General features: G+C 63.4%; 16 protein-coding genes and 1 riboswitch. Of the genes, 9 read left to right on the forward strand and 7 right to left on the reverse strand.

Going from position 1 to position 18,139, the window contains the following annotated elements:
• Nucleotides 1–74: 74 nt before the first annotated feature.
• Nucleotides 75–4,463, reverse strand: a complete 4,389-nt coding sequence (locus N7568_RS16930) for an endo-alpha-N-acetylgalactosaminidase family protein (RefSeq protein ID WP_261610955.1) — start codon at nucleotides 4,461–4,463, stop codon at nucleotides 75–77.
• Nucleotides 4,464–4,738: 275 nt separating this feature from the next.
• Here N7568_RS16930 and N7568_RS16935 point away from each other — a divergent pair, with 275 nt between their 5' ends.
• The 5 genes from N7568_RS16935 to N7568_RS16955 are packed head-to-tail and all read left to right on the forward strand — an operon-like array spanning nucleotide 4,739 to nucleotide 9,217.
• Nucleotides 4,739–5,656 (forward strand): SIS domain-containing protein, encoded by a 918-nt coding sequence (locus N7568_RS16935; protein ID WP_261610956.1) that lies wholly within the window; start codon nucleotides 4,739–4,741, stop codon nucleotides 5,654–5,656.
• A 9-nt stretch (nucleotides 5,657–5,665) separates the two neighbouring features.
• On the forward strand, nucleotides 5,666–6,601 hold the full coding sequence (locus N7568_RS16940) for an ROK family protein (protein WP_261610957.1): 936 nt from the start codon (nucleotides 5,666–5,668) through the stop codon (nucleotides 6,599–6,601).
• On the forward strand, nucleotides 6,598–7,566 hold the full coding sequence (locus N7568_RS16945; protein WP_261610958.1) for a 1-phosphofructokinase family hexose kinase: 969 nt from the start codon (nucleotides 6,598–6,600) through the stop codon (nucleotides 7,564–7,566). Before N7568_RS16940 ends, N7568_RS16945 begins: the two co-directional genes overlap by 4 nt.
• The gene (locus N7568_RS16950) at nucleotides 7,548–8,402 is read left to right on the forward strand and encodes a class II fructose-bisphosphate aldolase (protein WP_261610959.1); all 855 of its coding nucleotides are present in this window, start codon (nucleotides 7,548–7,550) and stop codon (nucleotides 8,400–8,402) included. The genes N7568_RS16945 and N7568_RS16950 overlap by 19 nt, the downstream gene beginning before the upstream one ends.
• Before the next feature lie 23 nt (nucleotides 8,403–8,425).
• Nucleotides 8,426–9,217, forward strand: a complete 792-nt coding sequence (locus N7568_RS16955) for a DeoR/GlpR family DNA-binding transcription regulator (RefSeq protein WP_261610960.1) — start codon at nucleotides 8,426–8,428, stop codon at nucleotides 9,215–9,217.
• Between the two features lie 23 nt (nucleotides 9,218–9,240).
• Here the strand turns inward: N7568_RS16955 and N7568_RS16960 are convergent, their stop codons facing one another.
• The gene (locus N7568_RS16960; RefSeq protein ID WP_261610961.1) at nucleotides 9,241–9,921 is read right to left on the reverse strand and encodes a histidine phosphatase family protein; all 681 of its coding nucleotides are present in this window, start codon (nucleotides 9,919–9,921) and stop codon (nucleotides 9,241–9,243) included.
• A gap of 62 nt (nucleotides 9,922–9,983) precedes the next feature.
• Between N7568_RS16960 and N7568_RS16965 the strand changes: the two genes are divergently transcribed.
• The gene (locus tag N7568_RS16965) at nucleotides 9,984–10,757 is read left to right on the forward strand and encodes a CPBP family intramembrane glutamic endopeptidase (protein ID WP_261610962.1); all 774 of its coding nucleotides are present in this window, start codon (nucleotides 9,984–9,986) and stop codon (nucleotides 10,755–10,757) included.
• A gap of 139 nt (nucleotides 10,758–10,896) precedes the next feature.
• Here N7568_RS16965 and N7568_RS16970 read toward each other — a convergent pair whose 3' ends face one another.
• Nucleotides 10,897–11,535 carry a VOC family protein gene (locus N7568_RS16970; protein ID WP_089594306.1) on the reverse strand — a complete coding sequence of 213 codons (639 nt, stop codon included), beginning with the start codon at nucleotides 11,533–11,535 and terminating at the stop codon, nucleotides 10,897–10,899.
• A 202-nt stretch (nucleotides 11,536–11,737) separates the two neighbouring features.
• On the opposite strand from N7568_RS16970, the gene N7568_RS16975 reads away from it, so the two are divergent.
• Entirely contained in the window at nucleotides 11,738–13,078 is a 1,341-nt protein-coding gene (locus N7568_RS16975) for a bifunctional o-acetylhomoserine/o-acetylserine sulfhydrylase (RefSeq protein ID WP_261610963.1), read from the forward strand.
• Nucleotides 13,079–13,263: 185 nt separating this feature from the next.
• Nucleotides 13,264–13,380, forward strand: a riboswitch (SAM riboswitch).
• 14 nt (nucleotides 13,381–13,394) lie between these two features.
• Nucleotides 13,395–14,516, forward strand: a complete 1,122-nt coding sequence (metX, locus tag N7568_RS16980; RefSeq protein ID WP_261610964.1) for a homoserine O-acetyltransferase MetX — start codon at nucleotides 13,395–13,397, stop codon at nucleotides 14,514–14,516.
• 3 nt (nucleotides 14,517–14,519) lie between these two features.
• Here the strand turns inward: metX and N7568_RS16985 are convergent, their stop codons facing one another.
• The 3 genes from N7568_RS16985 to N7568_RS16995 all read right to left on the reverse strand — a co-directional run bounded on the left by N7568_RS16985 (nucleotide 14,520) and on the right by N7568_RS16995 (nucleotide 17,114).
• Nucleotides 14,520–15,014: a hypothetical protein gene (locus tag N7568_RS16985; protein WP_261610965.1), complete on the reverse strand. Its 495-nt coding sequence runs from the start codon at nucleotides 15,012–15,014 to the stop codon at nucleotides 14,520–14,522.
• A gap of 61 nt (nucleotides 15,015–15,075) precedes the next feature.
• On the reverse strand, nucleotides 15,076–16,236 hold the full coding sequence (locus N7568_RS16990) for a winged helix DNA-binding domain-containing protein (protein WP_261610966.1): 1,161 nt from the start codon (nucleotides 16,234–16,236) through the stop codon (nucleotides 15,076–15,078).
• 35 nt (nucleotides 16,237–16,271) lie between these two features.
• Nucleotides 16,272–17,114 (reverse strand): SGNH/GDSL hydrolase family protein, encoded by an 843-nt coding sequence (locus tag N7568_RS16995; protein ID WP_261610967.1) that lies wholly within the window; start codon nucleotides 17,112–17,114, stop codon nucleotides 16,272–16,274.
• 70 nt (nucleotides 17,115–17,184) lie between these two features.
• Between N7568_RS16995 and N7568_RS17000 the strand changes: the two genes are divergently transcribed.
• The gene (locus tag N7568_RS17000) at nucleotides 17,185–17,835 is read left to right on the forward strand and encodes an alpha/beta hydrolase (RefSeq protein ID WP_261610968.1); all 651 of its coding nucleotides are present in this window, start codon (nucleotides 17,185–17,187) and stop codon (nucleotides 17,833–17,835) included.
• A 67-nt stretch (nucleotides 17,836–17,902) separates the two neighbouring features.
• On the opposite strand, the gene N7568_RS17005 is transcribed toward N7568_RS17000, so the two are convergent.
• Nucleotides 17,903–18,130 carry an RNA-binding S4 domain-containing protein gene (locus tag N7568_RS17005; protein ID WP_261610969.1) on the reverse strand — a complete coding sequence of 76 codons (228 nt, stop codon included), beginning with the start codon at nucleotides 18,128–18,130 and terminating at the stop codon, nucleotides 17,903–17,905.
• Nucleotides 18,131–18,139: the final 9 nt, after the last annotated feature.

Here is an 18,139-nt window from a genome sequence, read left to right on the forward strand (position 1 = left end):
CATAAGCGCCGTCTGATACACAAAAAAGGGGCTGTGTTCCGGTTGGAACACAGCCCCTCTTCGTTGGGAAGGACCTACGCGCAGGTGAACTTCGCGTCGGCCCAATCGCCCCAGTCGTCGCCAGCGTCGTCGCCGTTTTTGTCAGCGATCAGCTCGACGTTCTGGACACCTGTGATGTCCACGTTGAGGGGAAGTGCGGACGAGTCGGCACTGAGGACAGGTGTCCGCTGCAGCTCGCGACCGTCGCCCTTCACAATGAACACCACCGAACCATGCAGGCCCTTGTTCAGCTTCGCGTCGTCCACTCCCACCACGGCAGTGAACGCGTTGCACTTGGCCTCGGTGGCGATGCTGATCTTCGAGTCGGCGTGGACGCCGATGCCCTTGGGATACACGACGCCGTCGAGCCGCAGTGCGGGTCCGTCGCCGGCGTTCTGCTCACCGTTGGCCCGGTCCCGTTCCGCCGGTCCCCAGCCGTTGGTGCTGCCGATCCAGGGCAGGTCGGAGGCGAAGACCGTCCCCGACAGGACGGGAGCCGGTGGTTCCTGCGACGTTGTGGAGCAGGTGAACTTGGCGTCGGCCCAGTCTGCGTGGTCGTTGCCGTTGGAGTCGCCGGCATCGTTGGCCACCAGCTCCACGTACTGGGCTCCGGTGACGTCCACAGTCAGCGGCAGGGGAGCGCTGGTGGCGCCCAGGACAGGGGTGGTGACCTTGGTGGTGCCGTCAGCCACCACGGAGAACTTCACGCTGCCACGCGTCGGCTGGGCGTCGTCGATGCCCACGGTCGCGGTGAAGGCCGTGCAGTATCCGCCAAGGTAGTACCGGACGGTTCCGTTGGCATGGGCTCCCAGGCCCTTGGCGTAGACCGTGCCGTTCAGCGTAAGGGGTGTGCCGTCACCGGCCCCGGTCCCGCCGTTGGACTGGTCCTTCTCCACCGGCCCCCAACCGTTGGTTGCGCTGACCCACGGGTGGTCGCTGGCGAACACTGTGGCCTGCGGTGGCTTGGGCAGGGTGCGGACGGTGGTGGTGGTGCTGATGGTACGGCTGCCTGCGGGCGAAGAAGTGGTGCTATAGGAAGCCGTTGCCGTGATGGGGTAGTCGCCGTCAGCCGATGCCGGTGCGGTGATCTTCCACGTGGTGGTCAAGGTGCCACCAGCGGGCAGCGTCGAGGCCGTTGCGGGCGTGGATGGTGTTGCCGTCCACCCCTCGGGCAGCTCCAACGACACGGCCAGGTCATTGATGGCGGCCGGTTCGTCGGAGACAAACGTGGTGACGAAGTCCTGGGCCTTGCCCTGCTGAACCACATCGCCTTGGAGCGACGCTGAGAGTTGGGCACAGGCAGGGACAGCTTCGGAGGCGCCGAGATCCTCCACCAGGAAGTTGTCCAGGGTGAAGTCCGAACCATTCGAGCTGCCGGTTCGCTGCAGCCCCACAAAGTAGTCTCCGCAGAAGCCGGTATCGAGGATTTGCTCAAACCGGGCGGTGGACGTTTTGGCGTCGATCGCCTGGCTGCCCGTCACTGCGGGACCTGCCTGGGAGTCGTAGCCGGAAACCCACGCGTATTGCCCGGCCTTGGAGTTCTGGTAGTCGAAGGACACCTTGTACTTGTGGCCCGCCTGGAACGGCACGGTCGCCTCGGTGGTGCGGTAGACCATGCCCGGTCCGCCGTTGGGGGCGAGGTTTTCATCGTGGGCGATCAGCGACCAGGTGCCGTCCAGTACTTCGTCGATCACGTTGGCATCCCAGCCTTTTTGGGTGAAGGGTTCGTTGCGCTCGGTGATGTGCGTTCGCGGGTCCGTGGAGCCGCCGGCGTTGCCCTTGACGAACGGTCCCCAGCCTTGGTCTACGTGCTCGAAGTCCTCGCTGAGAACTCCGGTGGTGGCAACCCGGGCGGTCTTCGCCGCCCGGAAGTCGTCGACGCGCACTGTTGCGTCGCCGTCGGCCGCTGTCATGGTGACCGTGGCCTTGGTGTTGTTGTGGGGCACGTCCACCAGCACGCGGATCCGCTGGAAGGCTGTGCCATGCTTCTCGTCGCCGGCCACGTAGTTTTCGGCGTTGGACGAATCGATAGTGACGCTTTCAGTCTTGCCGTTGATGTCCACGGAGAGCGTGGTGGGCCGGGTCTTGCCGGGTTGGATTTCAACCCACGCGCTGACGGATTGGGTTCCGGCGTCCAGCTTTACTTCCTGGCTGATCGACGACGGCGTTGCCCCCAGCTCGGCCAAGCGGCGGCCTTTGTCGTCGCGGACCTGGGTGACGCTGCCGGTGGGGTTCCAGGGCGCAAGGTCTGCTCCGTTGAAGCCGGGATCGCTGAATGCCGTTCCTGCGCCGAAGTCGGCCTTCTTGGGCAGATCGGCCTTGTTGTTCTTCGGGGCAAGGACGTAGGCCTGCTTGGCGTCCGCCGTGACGGTGACCTGTCCGTTGACCACCGGGACGTCGGCGACCTTCACGCGTCCGTTGTCAGTCAGTCTGAACAGTTCGAGTGAGCTGGACTTGGCGAAGGGCGCTGTGAGCGTCCACGTGCTGGCACCCCCCGCCGGGTTGTAGTGGTAGAGCTTGTCGGCCTTGCCGTTTTCCTTGGAGGACCACGGGAGCAAGTAGGTTCCACCCTGCAGGACGGAGGCGCCGCCTACGGTGATGTTGCGTTCTGCAGCCGTGTTTCCGGTGACGGACACGCCATCGGCGAGGTCGATCCGGTCAGCCGTCCACTTGGTGATCTGGTGGTGCTGCAGGAACTTGGCCGGCAGGTTGGCCGTCCACACGTTCTCGCTGAAAGCATTGAAGTCGTTCTGCCCGGTCCAGCCTTCGAACTCCACAATATGGCTCACGCCGAGTTTGGGATCGGGGTTCCAGACGTCCGACTGGGTGTTGTTGATGAAACGCAGGATCTGCGAGTTGATGCCCTTGTTGGTGGAGCCGCCGTACTTCTCATCGTTGGCCCAGTGGGACCACGTGTTGTTCCGGGAAAGGTGGTCTGCCCATTCGGAGCCCACCCGGAAGCCGTTCTTGACCAGTTCCTGCTGCAGGCGCTCGGCGAGCCAGCCGAACTCGTAGTAGACGTCCACGTAGACGAAGTCCAGGTTCTTGTCCGTGGCTTCGCGTAGTTCCTTGATGCGCTGGGCGAGTTTGCCGGAGTTGATGTCCTCACGCTGGTTCATGTAGTAGGACTGGTCCAGCCAATTCCAGCCCAAGCCCTTGTCGGCGCGCAGCAGGTCCTCGCTGAAGGACTTGGCTTCGGGATAGATTTCGGTGGCATTGATGTGGACGCCAAAGCTGGCGTTCCAGTCTTTGCCTTCCTTGACCAGCTTGTTGAGGTCCTCGAGGCCACCGGCCCGGGTGTTGAAGTTGTTGCCGTAATCCGTGTTGGCGGAGTCGTGGCCCTCGCTGGTGTAGCCCTTGAGCATGGCCACCTGGCCCAGGCCGTCTGTGGCCAGGGAGATGCGTTTGACGTCGTCCAAGGTGCGCAGGAACGGGTGGGTTGCCTGGGACGCAAAGTTGAACGGGATGTGGGTGATCACGTTGTCCGGTGTCTGTTCGCCCTTGTTGGCGCTGACCTGGATGGACCTCATGGCAATCGCAGCGTCCTGCCAGTCCACACCGCCGTCGGCGTTCGCGTCAGGGGTGATGGCCACGCGTGTCCAGGGAAGTTCCTCGGTGGCTGTTGAGCCTTCCGCACGGTAGAGCCATTGGCCGCTGGCGAGCCCCATGGTCACTCCGCCGGCACCGTCGCTGACAGCTTGGCGCCAGAACCTGCCCCGGTCCTTGGCGCCTGGACCGGAGGACGTGTCGTAGAGGGCGTTTGATTCGACGGCGGCACCCAGGGCTGCGGTGTTGGCCAGTGCATAGGCCGAGCTCTTGGCTGCGGCATCCAAAGGAGTCGACGCGGTAATCGGCGTGAATTCGTCACCTGTGACGCTCCGGTCCACGGAGAGGTTGGCCGTGGATACCTGGGCTCCTGGCTGTGCGGAGCCCACGGACACCAGGTTCAGCCGGGGGAGTTGCAGGGTCCTGACCTGGTGCTCCGCAGAGTCCTTGATCTCAGTGACATTGAACGAGACGACGTTCTTCTTCACGGACAGCCGGGCCTTGATCAGGGTGTTGCCGAATTCCGGGACGGTCAGGACGTAGTCCCTTGTGTCCTTTCCGGAGGCGGCGGATGTACCGGTGACCGTGTACTCCACACCGTTGAGCGTGATGGTGCTGAGGCGGGTTGTAGTGCCGTCAAGGCGGGCCTTGGTAGCGGTATGGGTGTAGCCGAGGACCTGCGGAAAAGTGGTGGCGACGTCAACGCGTAGGTCGCCGGATGTGATGGTGGCAGTGTCGGCGGCGCTGACGATGTCTGCAGGTGGGGTGGACGGGGCTGCAGTTGCCGGTGGAATGGCCAGCAGTCCCAACGAGGATGAGGCGACGACGCAGGCCAAGCTCAACGAGGCGAGGCGTCTTGGGGGTGACAAGCGGGGCATTATGCTCCTTCTTGATTATTCCGAGCTAGTAACAGTCATGTTCTTGCGGACTCGTCTAAGCCTGCTCTATAGGACAGAAGTTGACAAGAGTTAACAGTCAGTTAACTTAACTGCACATCTCGGCACACGCTTTCCCCGCAACGGACGGACGCGGGATGGCGCGCAGGGAATGAGCAGTCTTCTCGAGTGGATGATCCTTGTGAGATCGAAAATGATCGTTTAGTGTTTCTATAGATCAGAAAACGTCATTAAGCTGAGCGGGAGCGAAACACACGATGAGCGAGAACACACTGGGTGCCTTCATGGACGAAGAGCTGGTCTCCCAGCCCGAAGTCTGGCAGCGCGCCGTCGGGCAGGCACGTTCTGAACAGCTGCTTCCTGCGGACGGCAAGCGCATCGCCGTCATTGGTTGCGGGACGTCCTGGTTCATGGCCCAAAGCTACGCCGCCGCCCGGGAATCCGCCGGGAAGGGAGTCACGGATGCTTTCGCTGCTTCAGAGGCCTTCCTGAACAGCAACAGTGCCGATCGCCAGTACGACGCCGTTGTGGCAATTACGCGGTCGGGCACCACCACTGAGGTGCTGGAGATCCTGGCTGAGCTTCAGGGGATCGTCCCGACGGTAGCGATCATCGGCGACACCTCCTCACCGATCGTCCCGTTGGCAGACGCCGTGATCGGACTTCCGTACGCGGATGAGCGTTCCGTCGTGCAGACGCGCTTCGCCACCACGGCATTGGTGTACATGCTGACAAGCCTTGGTATCGATGTGCAGCAAGCCATCGCGGATGCACGCGACGCCGTGACGTCTCCGGTCTCCCAGGAACTCCTGGACGCCGAGCAGTTCACTTTCCTTGGCACCGGCTGGACGGTGGGCCTGGCCCACGAGGCCGGCTTGAAAATGCGCGAAGCTGTCCAGGGTTGGACCGAGTCCTACCCGGCCATGGAGTACCGCCACGGTCCCATTTCCATCGCTGCTCCGGGCCGTGTCACCTGGTTGTTCGGCGCCCAGCCCGAAGGCCTCGACAACGATATGGCAGTCACTGGTGCCCTCTACATCCACACAGACAAGCACCCTTTGGCGGAACTCGCGCGTGTTCACAAGGTAACCCTGGAGCGCGCACGCGTCCGTGGACTGAATCCGGACCTGCCCCGCAACCTGACGCGTTCCGTCATTCTCGACGCCTCCGCCTAGGCAACCGACATGGTTCTCGGAGCCGCAGAATCACCGGTCCTCTCCTTCGACGTTGGCGGGACCGACATCAAAGCTGGTCTGGTGGATGCCCGGGGGACTGTGCTGGGCATGCGCCGCGTTCCAACGCCCCTGGACTCCTTGAGGCCAGGGGATGCAGTCCTGGACCGGCTCGCTGAGCTGGCCGACGAGCTCGCTGCCGAGTTCCCGGGCTCACCCGCCCGGGCAGCCGGCATCATCGTTCCCGGAATCGTGGACTCCGTGGCCGGCGTGGGTATCTACTCCGCCAATCTCGGATGGCGCAATTTCCCGTTTACGGCCGAAGCGGAAAAACGGCTCGGGATCCCGGTGGCGTTCGACCACGATGTCCGTTCCGCAGCTGCCGTTGAACACACTTTCGGCGGTTCGAAAGAGTTCAACGACGTTGTGGTGATGGTGGTGGGCACCGGCATCGCCGCTGCCGTCTTCTCAGGCGGTAAGGCGGTTACGGCGGGAGGCTTTGCCGGCGAACTCGGCCACGCGCAGGTCCCGGACCCGGATGCCGCGCCTGGCGCCGCGGGCTCCACCATCCTGGAATCCGTGGGTTCGGCCGGCGCCATAGCCAAGCGTTACCACCGCTTGTCAGGAAACAGGGTAAACGGTGCCCGTGGCGTCCTCCTCAGGGCAAACTCCGGCGATGCGCTGGCCGCACGGGTTTGGGCGGATGCCGTGGATGCCCTCGCTTTCACCATCTGCCAGTGCGTCAACATCATCGGGACCGAAGCGGTGGTCATCGGTGGCGGCCTGGCTGAGGCCGGGGACGAGCTCCTGGAGCCTCTCCGCACGCGCGTGGACCACATCCTCGACTTCCAGCGCCGCCCACAACTGATACGGGCCGAGCTGGGGCAAGACGCAGGCCTGCTTGGTGCGGCCTTGAACGCCCGTGCACTCTTGGGAGCCACACAATGAAGCGCGCCGCCGTGAACCGAATCATCACCGTCACCGCCAATCCGGCCATAGACATGACCTACGCAGTGCAAGGGATCACCGAGGGCGCAAGCCACCGGGTGCCCACCCCTTTGAGCCGCGCAGGCGGCAAAGGCATCAACGTAGCCCGCGTCACGCACCAGCTCGGCTATCCCGTCCTCGCCATTGCCCCCACCGGAGGCGCGGCAGGACAGACGCTCGCTGCTGAACTCTGGACCAGCGGAGTGCCGCACACCCTGGTGGGCGTCGCCGCTGAGACCCGCCGCAGCATCGCGCTGGTGGACACGGTGGCAGGCGAAACGTCCATCTTCAACGAGGAGGGCCAAGCGCTCCTGCCCGACGACTGGCGCTCGCTCCGGATCGCCGTGGTGGAGGCCGTGAGCGGCAACCGCAACCTGCCGGCCTCCGTCCTGGTGGGCTCAGGAAGCCTGCCTCCGGGCGCTCCGGCGGATTTTTACCCGGAACTGGTTCGGCTGGCCCACGACGCCGGCATCCCGGCCATCATTGACACCTCCGGTCCCGGAATCATCGCCGCAGCAAAAGCGGGCGCCGATGTTCTTAAACCGAACCACCACGAGCTGGCCGAAGCGACCGGCGAGACCAGCCTTGAAGCGGCGGCCCTGTCGCTGATCGACATGGGTGCCCGCACGGTACTGGTCAGCGCCGGAGCAGATGGCATGCTCGCCTTCGACCACGCCGCCCCCGGCGGCTACTGGAGCGCCCGCTTGCCGGAAGCGCTCAGTGGCAACCCCACGGGAGCGGGCGACGCCGGTGTGGCGGCTGCCGCCGTCGCACTCGCCGAAGGCATCACAGAGCCCCGCGAGATACTTCGCCGGGCTACAGCGTGGTCGGCCGCGGCCGTGCTGATGCCCGCCGCGGGCGAAGTTTCGCCCCGGTACCAGGAACTTCAAGACCAACTGATCGTGACATGGAAGGAGACCCGGTGACCCTGGTCAACACGCGGGAACTCATGGACGGGGCCGCCGCCTCAGGCACCGGCCAAGGCGCGTTCAACATCATCCACATCGAAACCGCCGAAGGGCTGGTGGCGGGAGCCGAAGCGGCAGGTGTCCCACTGATCCTGCAGATCTCCGAGAACTGCGCCAAATACCACGGCGGGCTGGAGCCGATCGCATCAGCTGCTTTGGCGATAGCCCGATCCGCCGCTGTGCCTGTGGCACTCCACCTGGACCACGCAGAGTCCGAAGACCTCGCGCTCGCTGCGGTGGATCTCGGCTTCGGTTCGGTCATGTACGACGGCGCGCATCTGCCCTACGAGTGGAACGTGGAGGTTACCCAGCGCGTAGCGAAGTACGCCCACGAGCGCGGCGTTTATGTCGAGGCTGAGCTCGGCAAAGTGGGAGGCAAAGATGGTGCCCATGCTCCGGGAGTCCGGACGGACCCCGCCGAGGCCCGGGCATTTGTAGAAGCCACAGGCGTGGACGCCCTCGCCGTTGCCGTTGGATCCTCGCATGCCATGACGGAACGAAGTGCCTCATTGGACCTTCACCTGATCACCCGGCTGAAGTCCGCCGTCGGAAAACCGCTGGTCCTCCACGGCTCTTCAGGCGTCACAGACGAGATGCTCGTAGCTGCTATTGGCGCGGGTATGACTAAAATCAACGTATCCACACATTTAAACGGGTTCTTTACCCGCGCCGTCCGTGAGTACCTCGATGCCAACCCTGCAGTGGTGGATTCCCGGAAGTACCTCAAGGCCGGTCGTGATGCCCTTGTGCTGGAGTCCGCACGTATGCTGACGCTGTTCGCCAAAGCGAAATAGCCGGAACCCGCGAAAGGCTCGTCATGACCCGCACCGATCGGCTGACCGCCATCCTCGATCTCCTGGCCGAGTCCGGCCATGTGGAAGTCGAGGACATCGTGACGCGTCTTGGCGTGTCACCAGCCACGGCCCGACGGGACCTCGATAGCCTCGCCAAGCAGCGCTTGCTCAGCCGCACCCGGGGTGGCGCCACCACTGGATCAGTGGCCTACGACCTTCCGGGCCGGTACAACCGTGACGATCACGCTGTGGCCAAACAGGAAATCGCCCTGGCAGCGTCTGCGTTGATCCGGCCCGGTGCTGTGATTGGGCTCAGCGGTGGAACCACCAACACAGCGCTGGCACAGCTCCTTTCCACCCGTGAGGACCTCAACGCTCCTTCCCACACGCCCACCCTGACCGTGGTGACCAATGCCATCAACATTGCCTCGCAGCTGGCAGTGCGTCCCAACATCAAGATCATGGTCACCGGCGGCATCCTGAACCCGCGCTCCTACGAACTCGTGGGCCCCTACACCGATGTCATCATGCAGAAAGTTGCCTTGGACATCGCGTTCATTGGCGTCAATGGCGTGGACCCGGACCTCGGCCCCACCATCACCGACGAAGGCGAAGCCATGGTCAACACCGTGATGGCACGCCGGGCCACTGAATCCTACGTTGTGGCGGACTCTTCCAAGGTGGGCCGCCGGTCCTTTGCTGCCATGGCAGGCTACGACTTCAGGCACCTCATCACCGATTCCGGCATCAGCGCCGAGGACAAAGCCGCCTTCGAAGCCAAGGGCACCGACGTCATCGTCGCTCCTGCCAGCTAGGGTCTGCCAGCCGGGTTTGCTTTCTAGAACCGCATCCTTGGCGCGTGCAGCACCGAGTCGTCCACATCCCTGGGCACCCACTGGCTGAACGGCAAGTCCAGACTGTACTGGTCGCCGTCGTTCTTGATCAGTGTCCGCAGCTCGGCGTTATCCGGGTTATTGAGCGATTCGAAGTATTCCACTGTCCAGTGGAACCAGCGCATGCAGAACAGGCGCATGGTCAGGCCGTGCGTCACCAGGAGCGTGTTCGGCGCGTAGGTGGGCTTTTGCCAGTGGCGGTACAGCGTCTCCATGAACGAAGACACGCGGTCATACACATCCGAGCCGGACTCGCCCTCACGGAACCTGTAGAAGAAGTGTCCGTAGAGATTGCGAAGTTCTTTCTGATCTTCGATTTCCCCCGCAATTTGGAAGTTCGCCCAGTCCTGCTCCCGCAGCCGCGGTTCCTCGATGACACGTTCGATCAGCGGGCCCAGGTTCATCGCCTCAAGTGTCTGGTAGGCGCGAAGATACGGCGACACATAGACGCAGACTTGCTCGCCGTCCAGTTTCCTGCGAAGGTCTTCGCCCGCGATCCGGGCTTGCTCCACTCCCAGTTCGGTCAGCGGGATCCGATAGTCCGGCACGCGGTTGTAGATGGACGTGTCGGCATTAGCGGCTGACTGGCCGTGCCGGATCATGAAGATTCTCTCTGGGGCACCCATCCCACCAAGCATAGGGTGGCGGTTCCCGGCAAAGAGGCAGGAACTGCGGGCAAGATAGGTACATGTTCCTTGCTTCCCGTCGCCGGCTGCGCGCCGAAGTGCTTATTGTGCTGGGCCTGTCCCTGGGCCAGTCGGCCGTTTACTCCGTGGTGCAACTGCTGGACAAGATGACGCGGGCACCCCTGGCCGATGCAACGTCAACCCTGAACAGGTCCCAAAGCACCCGCGAATACTTTGACCTCACCTACCAGTTGTTGGACATCGTCTTCGCCCTGGTGCCGGTGGCCCTCGTGTTCTATTTCCTGTCCACCAACGCTCCCGGTGGTCGCGACGGCGGGGGAGGCTCGGCGTTCGCCCGGCTCGGCTTTAACTTTGCCCGGCCCGGCAAGGACCTTCTCCAAGGCGTGGGACTGGCTGCCGCGATAGGCATTCCCTCGCTCGGCCTGTACGCGGCCGGTCGTGCCCTCGGAATCACCACTGCGATTGTCCCCAGCGGACTGGACGCCTACTGGTGGACAGTGCCGGTGTTGATCCTCTCGGCCATGCGCCACGCGATCGTCGAAGAGGTGATCGTGGTGGGGTACCTCATGGACCGCTTCGGCAAGTTTGGATGGAGCATGCCGGTAGCCATCGTGGTCAGTGCCGTCCTGCGCGGCAGCTACCACCTGTACCAAGGCTTCGGACCATTCATTGGCAATGTGGTCATGGGGCTGGTGTTCGCCTGGATCTACACCAAAACCAAGAGGGTGATGCCTTTGGTTATCGCCCACGCGTTGTTGGACATCGTGGCGTTCGTTGGATTCAGCCTGTTCGGAAAGGCGATGGGCCTCGGCTGAGCCGGTCAGTTGGGTCAGAACCCCGTTAAACGTATCCGGCCGCCATCCGTGGGTGACGTCATTGGCACCCGCGGATGGCGGCCGAAGCTTTCCCGGGCATGGTTGACCGGTACGGGACTGCTCCCGATGGATGGGACGGTCAGATGGTCACGGCCCCGGAGGCCGTTTCGAAGGTTACTGACATGATGCCCGGCGTACCGTGCGGAGCCATCCACTGGACAGCGACGTCCTCAAGTGGCTTTTCCACCGGTTCGCCCAGCCATTCGGTGACGCGTTCCGCCGAGCCCGCAATGGTGAGGCTGGACATCTTGACGTCGCTCTCGTAGATCCTGGACGGGTGCAGTGAGGGGTCGCCCTCCCACTTGAGCAAGTACGGGACCTGGGGATCGGCGATCAAGCCCAGGATACCGATCTGCTGCCACACCAATTCGCGGCCGTCAGGAAACTTGCGGTTGCCCGGAACAGCGGAGCGGCCGAGGCGGTCTTCGAAGGGGGCGAGGTCGTCAACGGCCACGCACCAGCCCATCCAACCGCCACCGGCGGCCGAACGTGCACGGACGGCCTGGCCAAAAGGTGCCTTGTCGGAAGCCGGGTGGTCCAGGACCTCCACAACCTCCAGGTATTTGTTATCCGCGAGGGGAATGATCATGTTCCGGGTGCCGAAGCGCGGGTGCACTCCGCCCCGGACAGCGTCCACTCCCAATGCCGCGGAAATTCGTTCGGTAGTGGCCAAGAGGCCATCTCGTTCACAGGCGTAAGAGACGTGATCCATGCGCATGGCTTCATCTTGGCACTTTGTGATCGGGGTCTCAGCTAAGTCAAGCCTAACCAAGGTGGGATGTGTTGGGCGGGCGTGGGTTTACGTCATGAAGGGACTTTCGACGTCCGATGGATTCTGCCGGCGTCACAAAGCTGCCTTAGCCCCGGAACACTTCCTAGACTGGCCCCAGCTCACACCTACTGCGTTTCCCCCAGAACCCATGCGCCACGAACAGGAGAACTCCATGTCCCAAGGATGGTCTTTCGAAACCCGCCAGATCCACGCTGGCCAGGAGCCTGACTCCGCCACGGGAGCACGGTCGCTGCCGATTTACCAGACCACGTCCTTCGTGTTCCCCAGCGCCGAGAGCGCAGCCAACCGCTTCGCGCTGGCCGAACTCGCACCGATCTACACCCGAATCGGAAACCCGACCCAGGACGCCGTCGAGCAGCGCGTTGCGAGCCTCGAAGGCGGTTTGGGGGCACTCCTGCTCAGCTCGGGGCAGGCTGCGGAAACCTTCGCCATCCTCAACATTGCCGAGGCCGGCGACCACATTGTGGCCAGCCCCAGCCTCTATGGCGGTACGTACAACCTGCTGGCGCACACGCTGAAGAAGTTCGGGATTTCGGTGACGTTCGTGGAGGACCCGGACAATCTGGACCAGTGGCGTGATGCTGTCCAGCCGAACACCAAGTTGTTCTTCGGCGAGGTGGTTTCCAACCCACGCCAGGACGTGCTGGACATCGAGGGTGTCGCCCGCACCGCCCACGAGGCCGGCGTGCCCCTCATCGTGGACAACACCCTGTCCACGCCGTACCTCATCCGTCCCATCGAGTGGGGCGCCGATATCGTGGTGCACTCCGCTACCAAGTACCTCGGCGGTCACGGTTCTGCCATCGCCGGCGTGATCGTGGACTCCGGCAACTTCGACTTCGGCAAGGACCCGGAACGATTCCCGGGCTTCAACACCCCGGATCCGAGCTACAACGGGCTGGTTTATGCCCGGGACCTGGGCAAGGACGGTGCGCTGGGTGCCAACCTCTCCTACATCCTCAAGGCCCGCGTCCAACTGCTTCGCGACCTCGGCTCCGCGGTGTCCCCGTTCAACGCCTTCCTGATCGCCCAGGGGCTGGAGACGCTGAGCCTGCGGGTGGAACGCCACGTGGCCAACGCCGCCAAGGTTGCTGAATGGCTTGAAAGCCACGACGACGTCGAATCGGTCGCCTATGCGGGCCTGCCCTCCAGCCCGTGGTACGACCGCGGCCGGAAGTATGGCCCCAAGGGCACTGGCGCCATTGTTGCCTTCAACATCAAGGGTGGCGTCGATGCGGGCAAGCGCTTTGTGGACGGATTGGAGCTTCATTCACACGTGGCCAACATTGGTGATGTCCGCTCTCTGGTTATCCACCCGGCGTCCACTACGCACAGCCAGCTGACGGTTGAACAGCAGTTGGTGGCTGGCGTGAACCCCGGCTTGGTGCGCTTGTCCGTGGGGATTGAGCACGTGGATGACATCATCGCCGACCTCGAAGCCGGATTCCGGGCCGCCAAGGGAGCCTGAACCCAGTCCTGAAAGCCGCGGCTCAACCGCGCCTGGCACTGTTTCCGGAATGCCACCCGGGCCGACGATTATTCGCCGGGTGGCATTCCGTAGTGCTGCTTCCTGAACGAAAACGCCCCAAATCGTCACACTGTTGTCACATTCTTCGCCAGAAGCGCCCTGTTTTTCCTAGACTCTTCGTATTAGGTCATGAGTGCCAGCACACAGCCCCGGCTTGCTGGCCGGCAACCCTCCTCCGCGGTGGGGTGCCCCGGGTGAAGACCTGGCCTGTTCGCACGCAAGGCGACGGGCAAGCGCGAGGTTAGGTGTCAAAGGAATGACCATTACTGCTACAGCCATTTCCACATCGGAAGAACAAGACGGAACGGTCAAGTACGCCGGCATTGGGCCGCTGGAACTTGAGGCCGGCGGATTCCTGCCGAATGTTGTGCTGGGTTATGAAACCTGGGGCCAGTTGAATGCGGACGCTTCCAACGCGGTGCTTATTCAGCATGCCCTCACCGGCAGCACTCATGTAGCCCGTGGAGCCACGGACGAAGAGGGGTGGTGGGAGCAACTCGTGGGACCAGGTGCAACCATCGACACTGACCGGTTCTTCGTGGTCTCCATCAACATCGTGGGCGGCTGTTACGGAAGCACCGGCCCGTCCTCTGAAGCACCGGACGGCAGGCCGTGGGGCTCGCGGTTTCCGCTGGTCACCCTGCGGGACAGCACGGAGGCCGAAGCGCGGCTGGCCGACGCCCTGGGTATTAAGGCCTGGCATGCGGTGCTGGGTGGTTCCATGGGAGGAGCCAGGGCGCTTGAGTGGGCCGTGACGTTCCCTGAACGCGTTAAACGTTGCGCCGTTATTTCGGTGGGGGCCTACAGCACGGCAGAGCAGATTGCTTTCGCCCAAGCCCAGACCCTGGCCATCCGGCAGGATCCGAATTTCAATAACGGTGACTATTACGGCGGCCCGGCACCCGAGCACGGCCTGGCATTGGCCAGGCGGATCGCCCACATCACCTACCGTTCGGCGCTGGAGTTGGACTTCCGTTTCGGCAGGGCAGCCCAGCATCAGGAGACCCCGCTCGCCGCTGCAGTGTTGGGGGAGCGCGGCCGCTACCAAGTGGAAAGCTACCTTGACCACCAAGGCACCAAGCTGGTCCGACGCTTCGATGCCAACAGCTACATTGCCATCACCGAGGCCTTGATGTCCCACGACGTCACTCGGGGCCGTGGATCGCTCCCGGACTCACTGTCCCGCACCACCGCGGAATTTTTCGTGGCGGCCGTGGACAGCGACAGGCTTTACTTCCCGGCCCAGTCGCGGGAATTGGCAGCAGCCCTTCCGGGCGACGTGCCCGTCCATGTCATTGAGGCGCCGATCGGCCACGACGGCTTCCTGACGGAAATCGGACAGCTTTCGGCACAGCTTCGCGAGGCCTTCTTCGCTTAGCCCTCAACCGTTCATGATGTCGCCGCGCTGCTTCATGTAGTCCTCCATGGCGATCTCACCGTTGCTGAATTTCGCATCCAGCTCGGCCAGCTTCCTCGCCCGGTAACCTTGCGGCTCGGAGCTGCCGGCGGTGGGGAACTGTTCCGGGGATGAAGGGCCCGACGGCGGTACCGACTGCGGTGCAGCGTCTGCGGGGCGGATGACGACTGGCTCGGATGGGTACCCGGGACCGTTCTGTGCAGGGTAGTTCTGTGCAGGGTAGCCCTGTGCAGGGTAATTCCGGGGCGGGTAGCCGGGGCCGGGATGCGGCTGCCCAGGGTAATTCTGCTGCGGGTATTCTTGCTGCGGGTAGCCGGGGCCGGGCAGATTCTGCTGCGGGTAGCCGGGGCCGCGGAAGTCGCCATGCTGGATCCGGCGCGCCCGGGAGCGGTTATACATGCGGATCCCGAGCGGAATCAGCCACGAGCAGACGATGATCCAGAAGATCAGATTGTTCACGGTGCAGGCCTCCTAGGTCTTCTCCCAGCTTAGCCCTGCTGCTGAAATCGACTCGGCGACGTCACACCAGCTTGGTCGCCATCCCCAGGAACCGGCCGTAGCGCTCCACCTCGGCTTCAAGCGCGGCTTGCTGCTCTGCCGTTGCCGGCCGGTTCATGCGGACATCCAACTCACAAGCCCCGCCGGAGAATCCGTGACGCCACCATCCGGCCAATCTCCCGTTCAGGAGAACTACATGCATGGGCCCGTTGTCCTCGGGGAAGAACGGCGCTGTTCCGCCGAGGTAATGCCGGCTCTGGGAATAGCCCATGACGTACTCGTCGTAGCACTGGATGAGGTCGATGCGGGTAAGCCCGGAGTCCTCGGCAAGCGAAGGATCGCCACCGCTCGAGAGAGCCTCCACTTCCTCCGAGGCCAGATGAAATTCGAGGTCGTCAAAGTGAACTGATTCCAGGGCCCCCGGGGACAGTTCACCAGCCACGTGGATCCCGAGTTTCACGTCCTTCATGGTGAGACCTGACCACGCCGCGCAATCCTTCACCGTGGCGGGTCCGCGGCTGCTGAAGTACCGGAGTGCCAACTGACCCAACGACTGTTCGCGGTCCTCGCCGGTAAGCGGCCCGGCCGTGTGGCCCGGAACGCGCTCATCGAACAGTGCATACGTCTGCTTCAACGCCCCGCCGGCCGAGCGGACGGGGGAGCCACTCACCAGGATCCGGCTGATTTCCGCGTGCATGAGGTGGTAGATAAACCCCAGCCCCTTACTGGGCAGGCCTGCTAGTCCCAGTACCCCGGCCAGCTCTTCGCGGGTCTTGTGGGCGCCGTCGGCCACGGCGTTGGCGAGCATCCGGCCACTGAGCGCGGCTGTTTCCTGGTCCACCCCGGTCTGGCGGTACATGCCCTTGTTGCCCTGATGCAGGCGGTCCGCGGAAAGCCCCATCAGCCAGCGGAGGTCGTCCCGGTGCACAAAATGCCAGGTGGGCCGGAGGATGTGCGTCCGCAGGATTGTTCCGTCGCCTACAGCCTGCTCCACATCGGAGGAAGTCGTGGCTGTGGCCCTTTGCGCAAGCGTCCACCGGGCATAGGGAAACTCCTGGGATTGCACGGCCAGGAGGTTGCGGACCACGTCTGCGGCATTCCCGGCGACGGGAGATCGCAGCTGTTGCCTTCGCAGGCGCAGCCGCCGGACATTGTCCCCAAGGCTGGACCCGTCAGCCGTCACTGCGGTCCTCGAAACACCTTGCCGTCACCGTCACCCTAGCGGCGCGGCAGCAAAGTGCCGCTGGGGCCGAAGACAGGTCCCGGCGTCGGACGCTTGGCGGTGATGCCGTCACCTGAGGATTGGTGCCTTAGGCGGCGGATGACCCACGGGACGAAGTACTCGCGCGCCCAGACGAGGTCGGACGATCGGGCCTCGCGCCATGTACGCGGGGGTAATGGTTTGGGCATCAAGGGCTCCAGCGTATGTTCTACGTTCAGCGCCTCCAGGACCATGGTTGCGATGGTGTGGTGGCCCAACGGGGAGAAGTGCAGGCGGTCGACATCCCACATTTGCGGATCAGCCAACTGCCGCAGCGACCACATGTCGGCAACCACGGCGTCGTGGCGTGCCGCTACCGTACGGAGGTTCTCGTTGTAGATAGCCACCTTGCCGCGAATGCGCCCCAGGACCGAGGCGGCCGTGTCCGGGCCGTTGAAAAGCACCACAGTGGCTCCGGTGGAGCCCAGTTCGCCTACTGCGACATCGAGTTTCTCTGCCAGCAGGTCGGGGTCGCCGCCAGGCCGGATGAGATCGTTGCCGCCGGCAGAGATGGATACCAGGTCCGGCTGCAACTCAAGGCATGGGCCCACTTGTTCGTCAATGATCTGCTGCAGCAGGCGGCCCCTGATGGCGAGGTTGGCGTAGGCGAAATCCTCGTGTCCCCGGCCAAGCTCCTCGGCAACGCGGTCCGCCCACCCGCGGTAACCTCCGGGGTTCATGGGTTCGGGGTCGCCGATGCCCTCCGTGAACGAATCGCCCAAGGCCACATAACGGCCCCAAGGGTGTTTTTGGCCAGGTCCGCCTGGATTTAACAATGGATTGTTCTCACTCACGTTCATATCCTGCCCCGGGACCGCGAACCTACGCCACCGTAGGTTGTTACTTGCGGGTAACTGTAAGAATGGAACCATGACTGAAGCCCCCGCATTCCCCGCGCCCGTTGTCCTGTGGTCCCACGACGAAGCCGAGCGTGCCGGCAAGCCACTCCTGGTCCTGCTGCACGGCTACGGCTCCAACGAAGACGATCTCTTCAGCCTGGCCGGGCTGCTGCCTGAGGGCTTCGTGGTGGCGGCACTCCGGGCGCCGATGCCCATGGGTCCGGGCTTCACATGGTTCCCGCTCACGGCTTCCATCGATTATTCGCTGGATGCCGTGAAGCTCGCCGCGGAATACGCGTTGGAGTGGCTGGATACGGTCAAGGCGAACCACTCTTCCGTGACGTTGCTTGGCTTCTCCATGGGCATGGCGATGGCCACCACCATGCTCCGGTACCGTCCCGCGGACTTTGCCGCCGTCGTGGGACTTTCAGGTTTTGTGATCGACGCCGGCGCTGACGCCGCCTTCAGGGATGACGAACTGGACGGCTCGATGCCCATGTTCTGGGGCCGGGACCAGCAGGATCCGGTCATCACCCAGGACAAGATCGAATACACCATGGGCTGGGTGCGCAAGCATGTAGACCTCACCAAGGTGCTCTACACCGGGATGTGGCACGGCATCAACCAGCAGGAGATCGGACACGTGGGTGAATTCCTGACCCACAAAGTCCTCACCGATTGAGTTTTTGTACAGATAACGCCCCCAAGAGCCGTTCTGGAGGGCGTTATCTGTACAAAATCCCAGTGCGTCAGGCGGCGGCGATCCGCACTGTCTGGCCGTTGACGGTGACGGTATCGCCCACGTGGAGTTGGCGGCCGCGGCGGTCATCGATCTCGTCGTTGACTTTGACCAAGCCGTTCTTGATGAGCTCCGTGGCTTCGACGCCGTCTTCCACGAGGTTGGCAAGCTTCAGCAGTTGGCCAAGGCGGATCATGTCGTCGCGGATGGGGATCTCTTCGATTTCCGGATTGCTCATACAGCAATG

This window comes from Paenarthrobacter aurescens (assembly GCF_025421775.1).
GTDB lineage: Bacteria > Actinomycetota > Actinomycetes > Actinomycetales > Micrococcaceae > Arthrobacter > Arthrobacter aurescens_B.

What these genes read in the sequence shown, in the direction of transcription:
- N7568_RS16930 (WP_261610955.1), bottom strand. Translation starts at nt 4,463, where the DNA reads ATGCCCCGCTTGTCACCCCCAAGACGCCTCGCCTCGTTGAGCTTGGCC.
- N7568_RS16935 (WP_261610956.1), top strand. Translation starts at nt 4,739, where the DNA reads ATGAGCGAGAACACACTGGGTGCCTTCATGGACGAAGAGCTGGTCTCC.
- N7568_RS16940 (WP_261610957.1), top strand. Translation starts at nt 5,666, where the DNA reads ATGGTTCTCGGAGCCGCAGAATCACCGGTCCTCTCCTTCGACGTTGGC.
- N7568_RS16945 (WP_261610958.1), top strand. Translation starts at nt 6,598, where the DNA reads ATGAAGCGCGCCGCCGTGAACCGAATCATCACCGTCACCGCCAATCCG.
- N7568_RS16950 (WP_261610959.1), top strand. Translation starts at nt 7,548, where the DNA reads ATGGAAGGAGACCCGGTGACCCTGGTCAACACGCGGGAACTCATGGAC.
- N7568_RS16955 (WP_261610960.1), top strand. Translation starts at nt 8,426, where the DNA reads ATGACCCGCACCGATCGGCTGACCGCCATCCTCGATCTCCTGGCCGAG.
- N7568_RS16960 (WP_261610961.1), bottom strand. Translation starts at nt 9,921, where the DNA reads ATGGGTGCCCCAGAGAGAATCTTCATGATCCGGCACGGCCAGTCAGCC.
- N7568_RS16965 (WP_261610962.1), top strand. Translation starts at nt 9,984, where the DNA reads ATGTTCCTTGCTTCCCGTCGCCGGCTGCGCGCCGAAGTGCTTATTGTG.
- N7568_RS16970 (WP_089594306.1), bottom strand. Translation starts at nt 11,535, where the DNA reads ATGCGCATGGATCACGTCTCTTACGCCTGTGAACGAGATGGCCTCTTG.
- N7568_RS16975 (WP_261610963.1), top strand. Translation starts at nt 11,738, where the DNA reads ATGCGCCACGAACAGGAGAACTCCATGTCCCAAGGATGGTCTTTCGAA.
- metX (WP_261610964.1), top strand. Translation starts at nt 13,395, where the DNA reads ATGACCATTACTGCTACAGCCATTTCCACATCGGAAGAACAAGACGGA.
- N7568_RS16995 (WP_261610967.1), bottom strand. Translation starts at nt 17,114, where the DNA reads ATGAACGTGAGTGAGAACAATCCATTGTTAAATCCAGGCGGACCTGGC.
- N7568_RS17000 (WP_261610968.1), top strand. Translation starts at nt 17,185, where the DNA reads ATGACTGAAGCCCCCGCATTCCCCGCGCCCGTTGTCCTGTGGTCCCAC.
- N7568_RS17005 (WP_261610969.1), bottom strand. Translation starts at nt 18,130, where the DNA reads ATGAGCAATCCGGAAATCGAAGAGATCCCCATCCGCGACGACATGATC.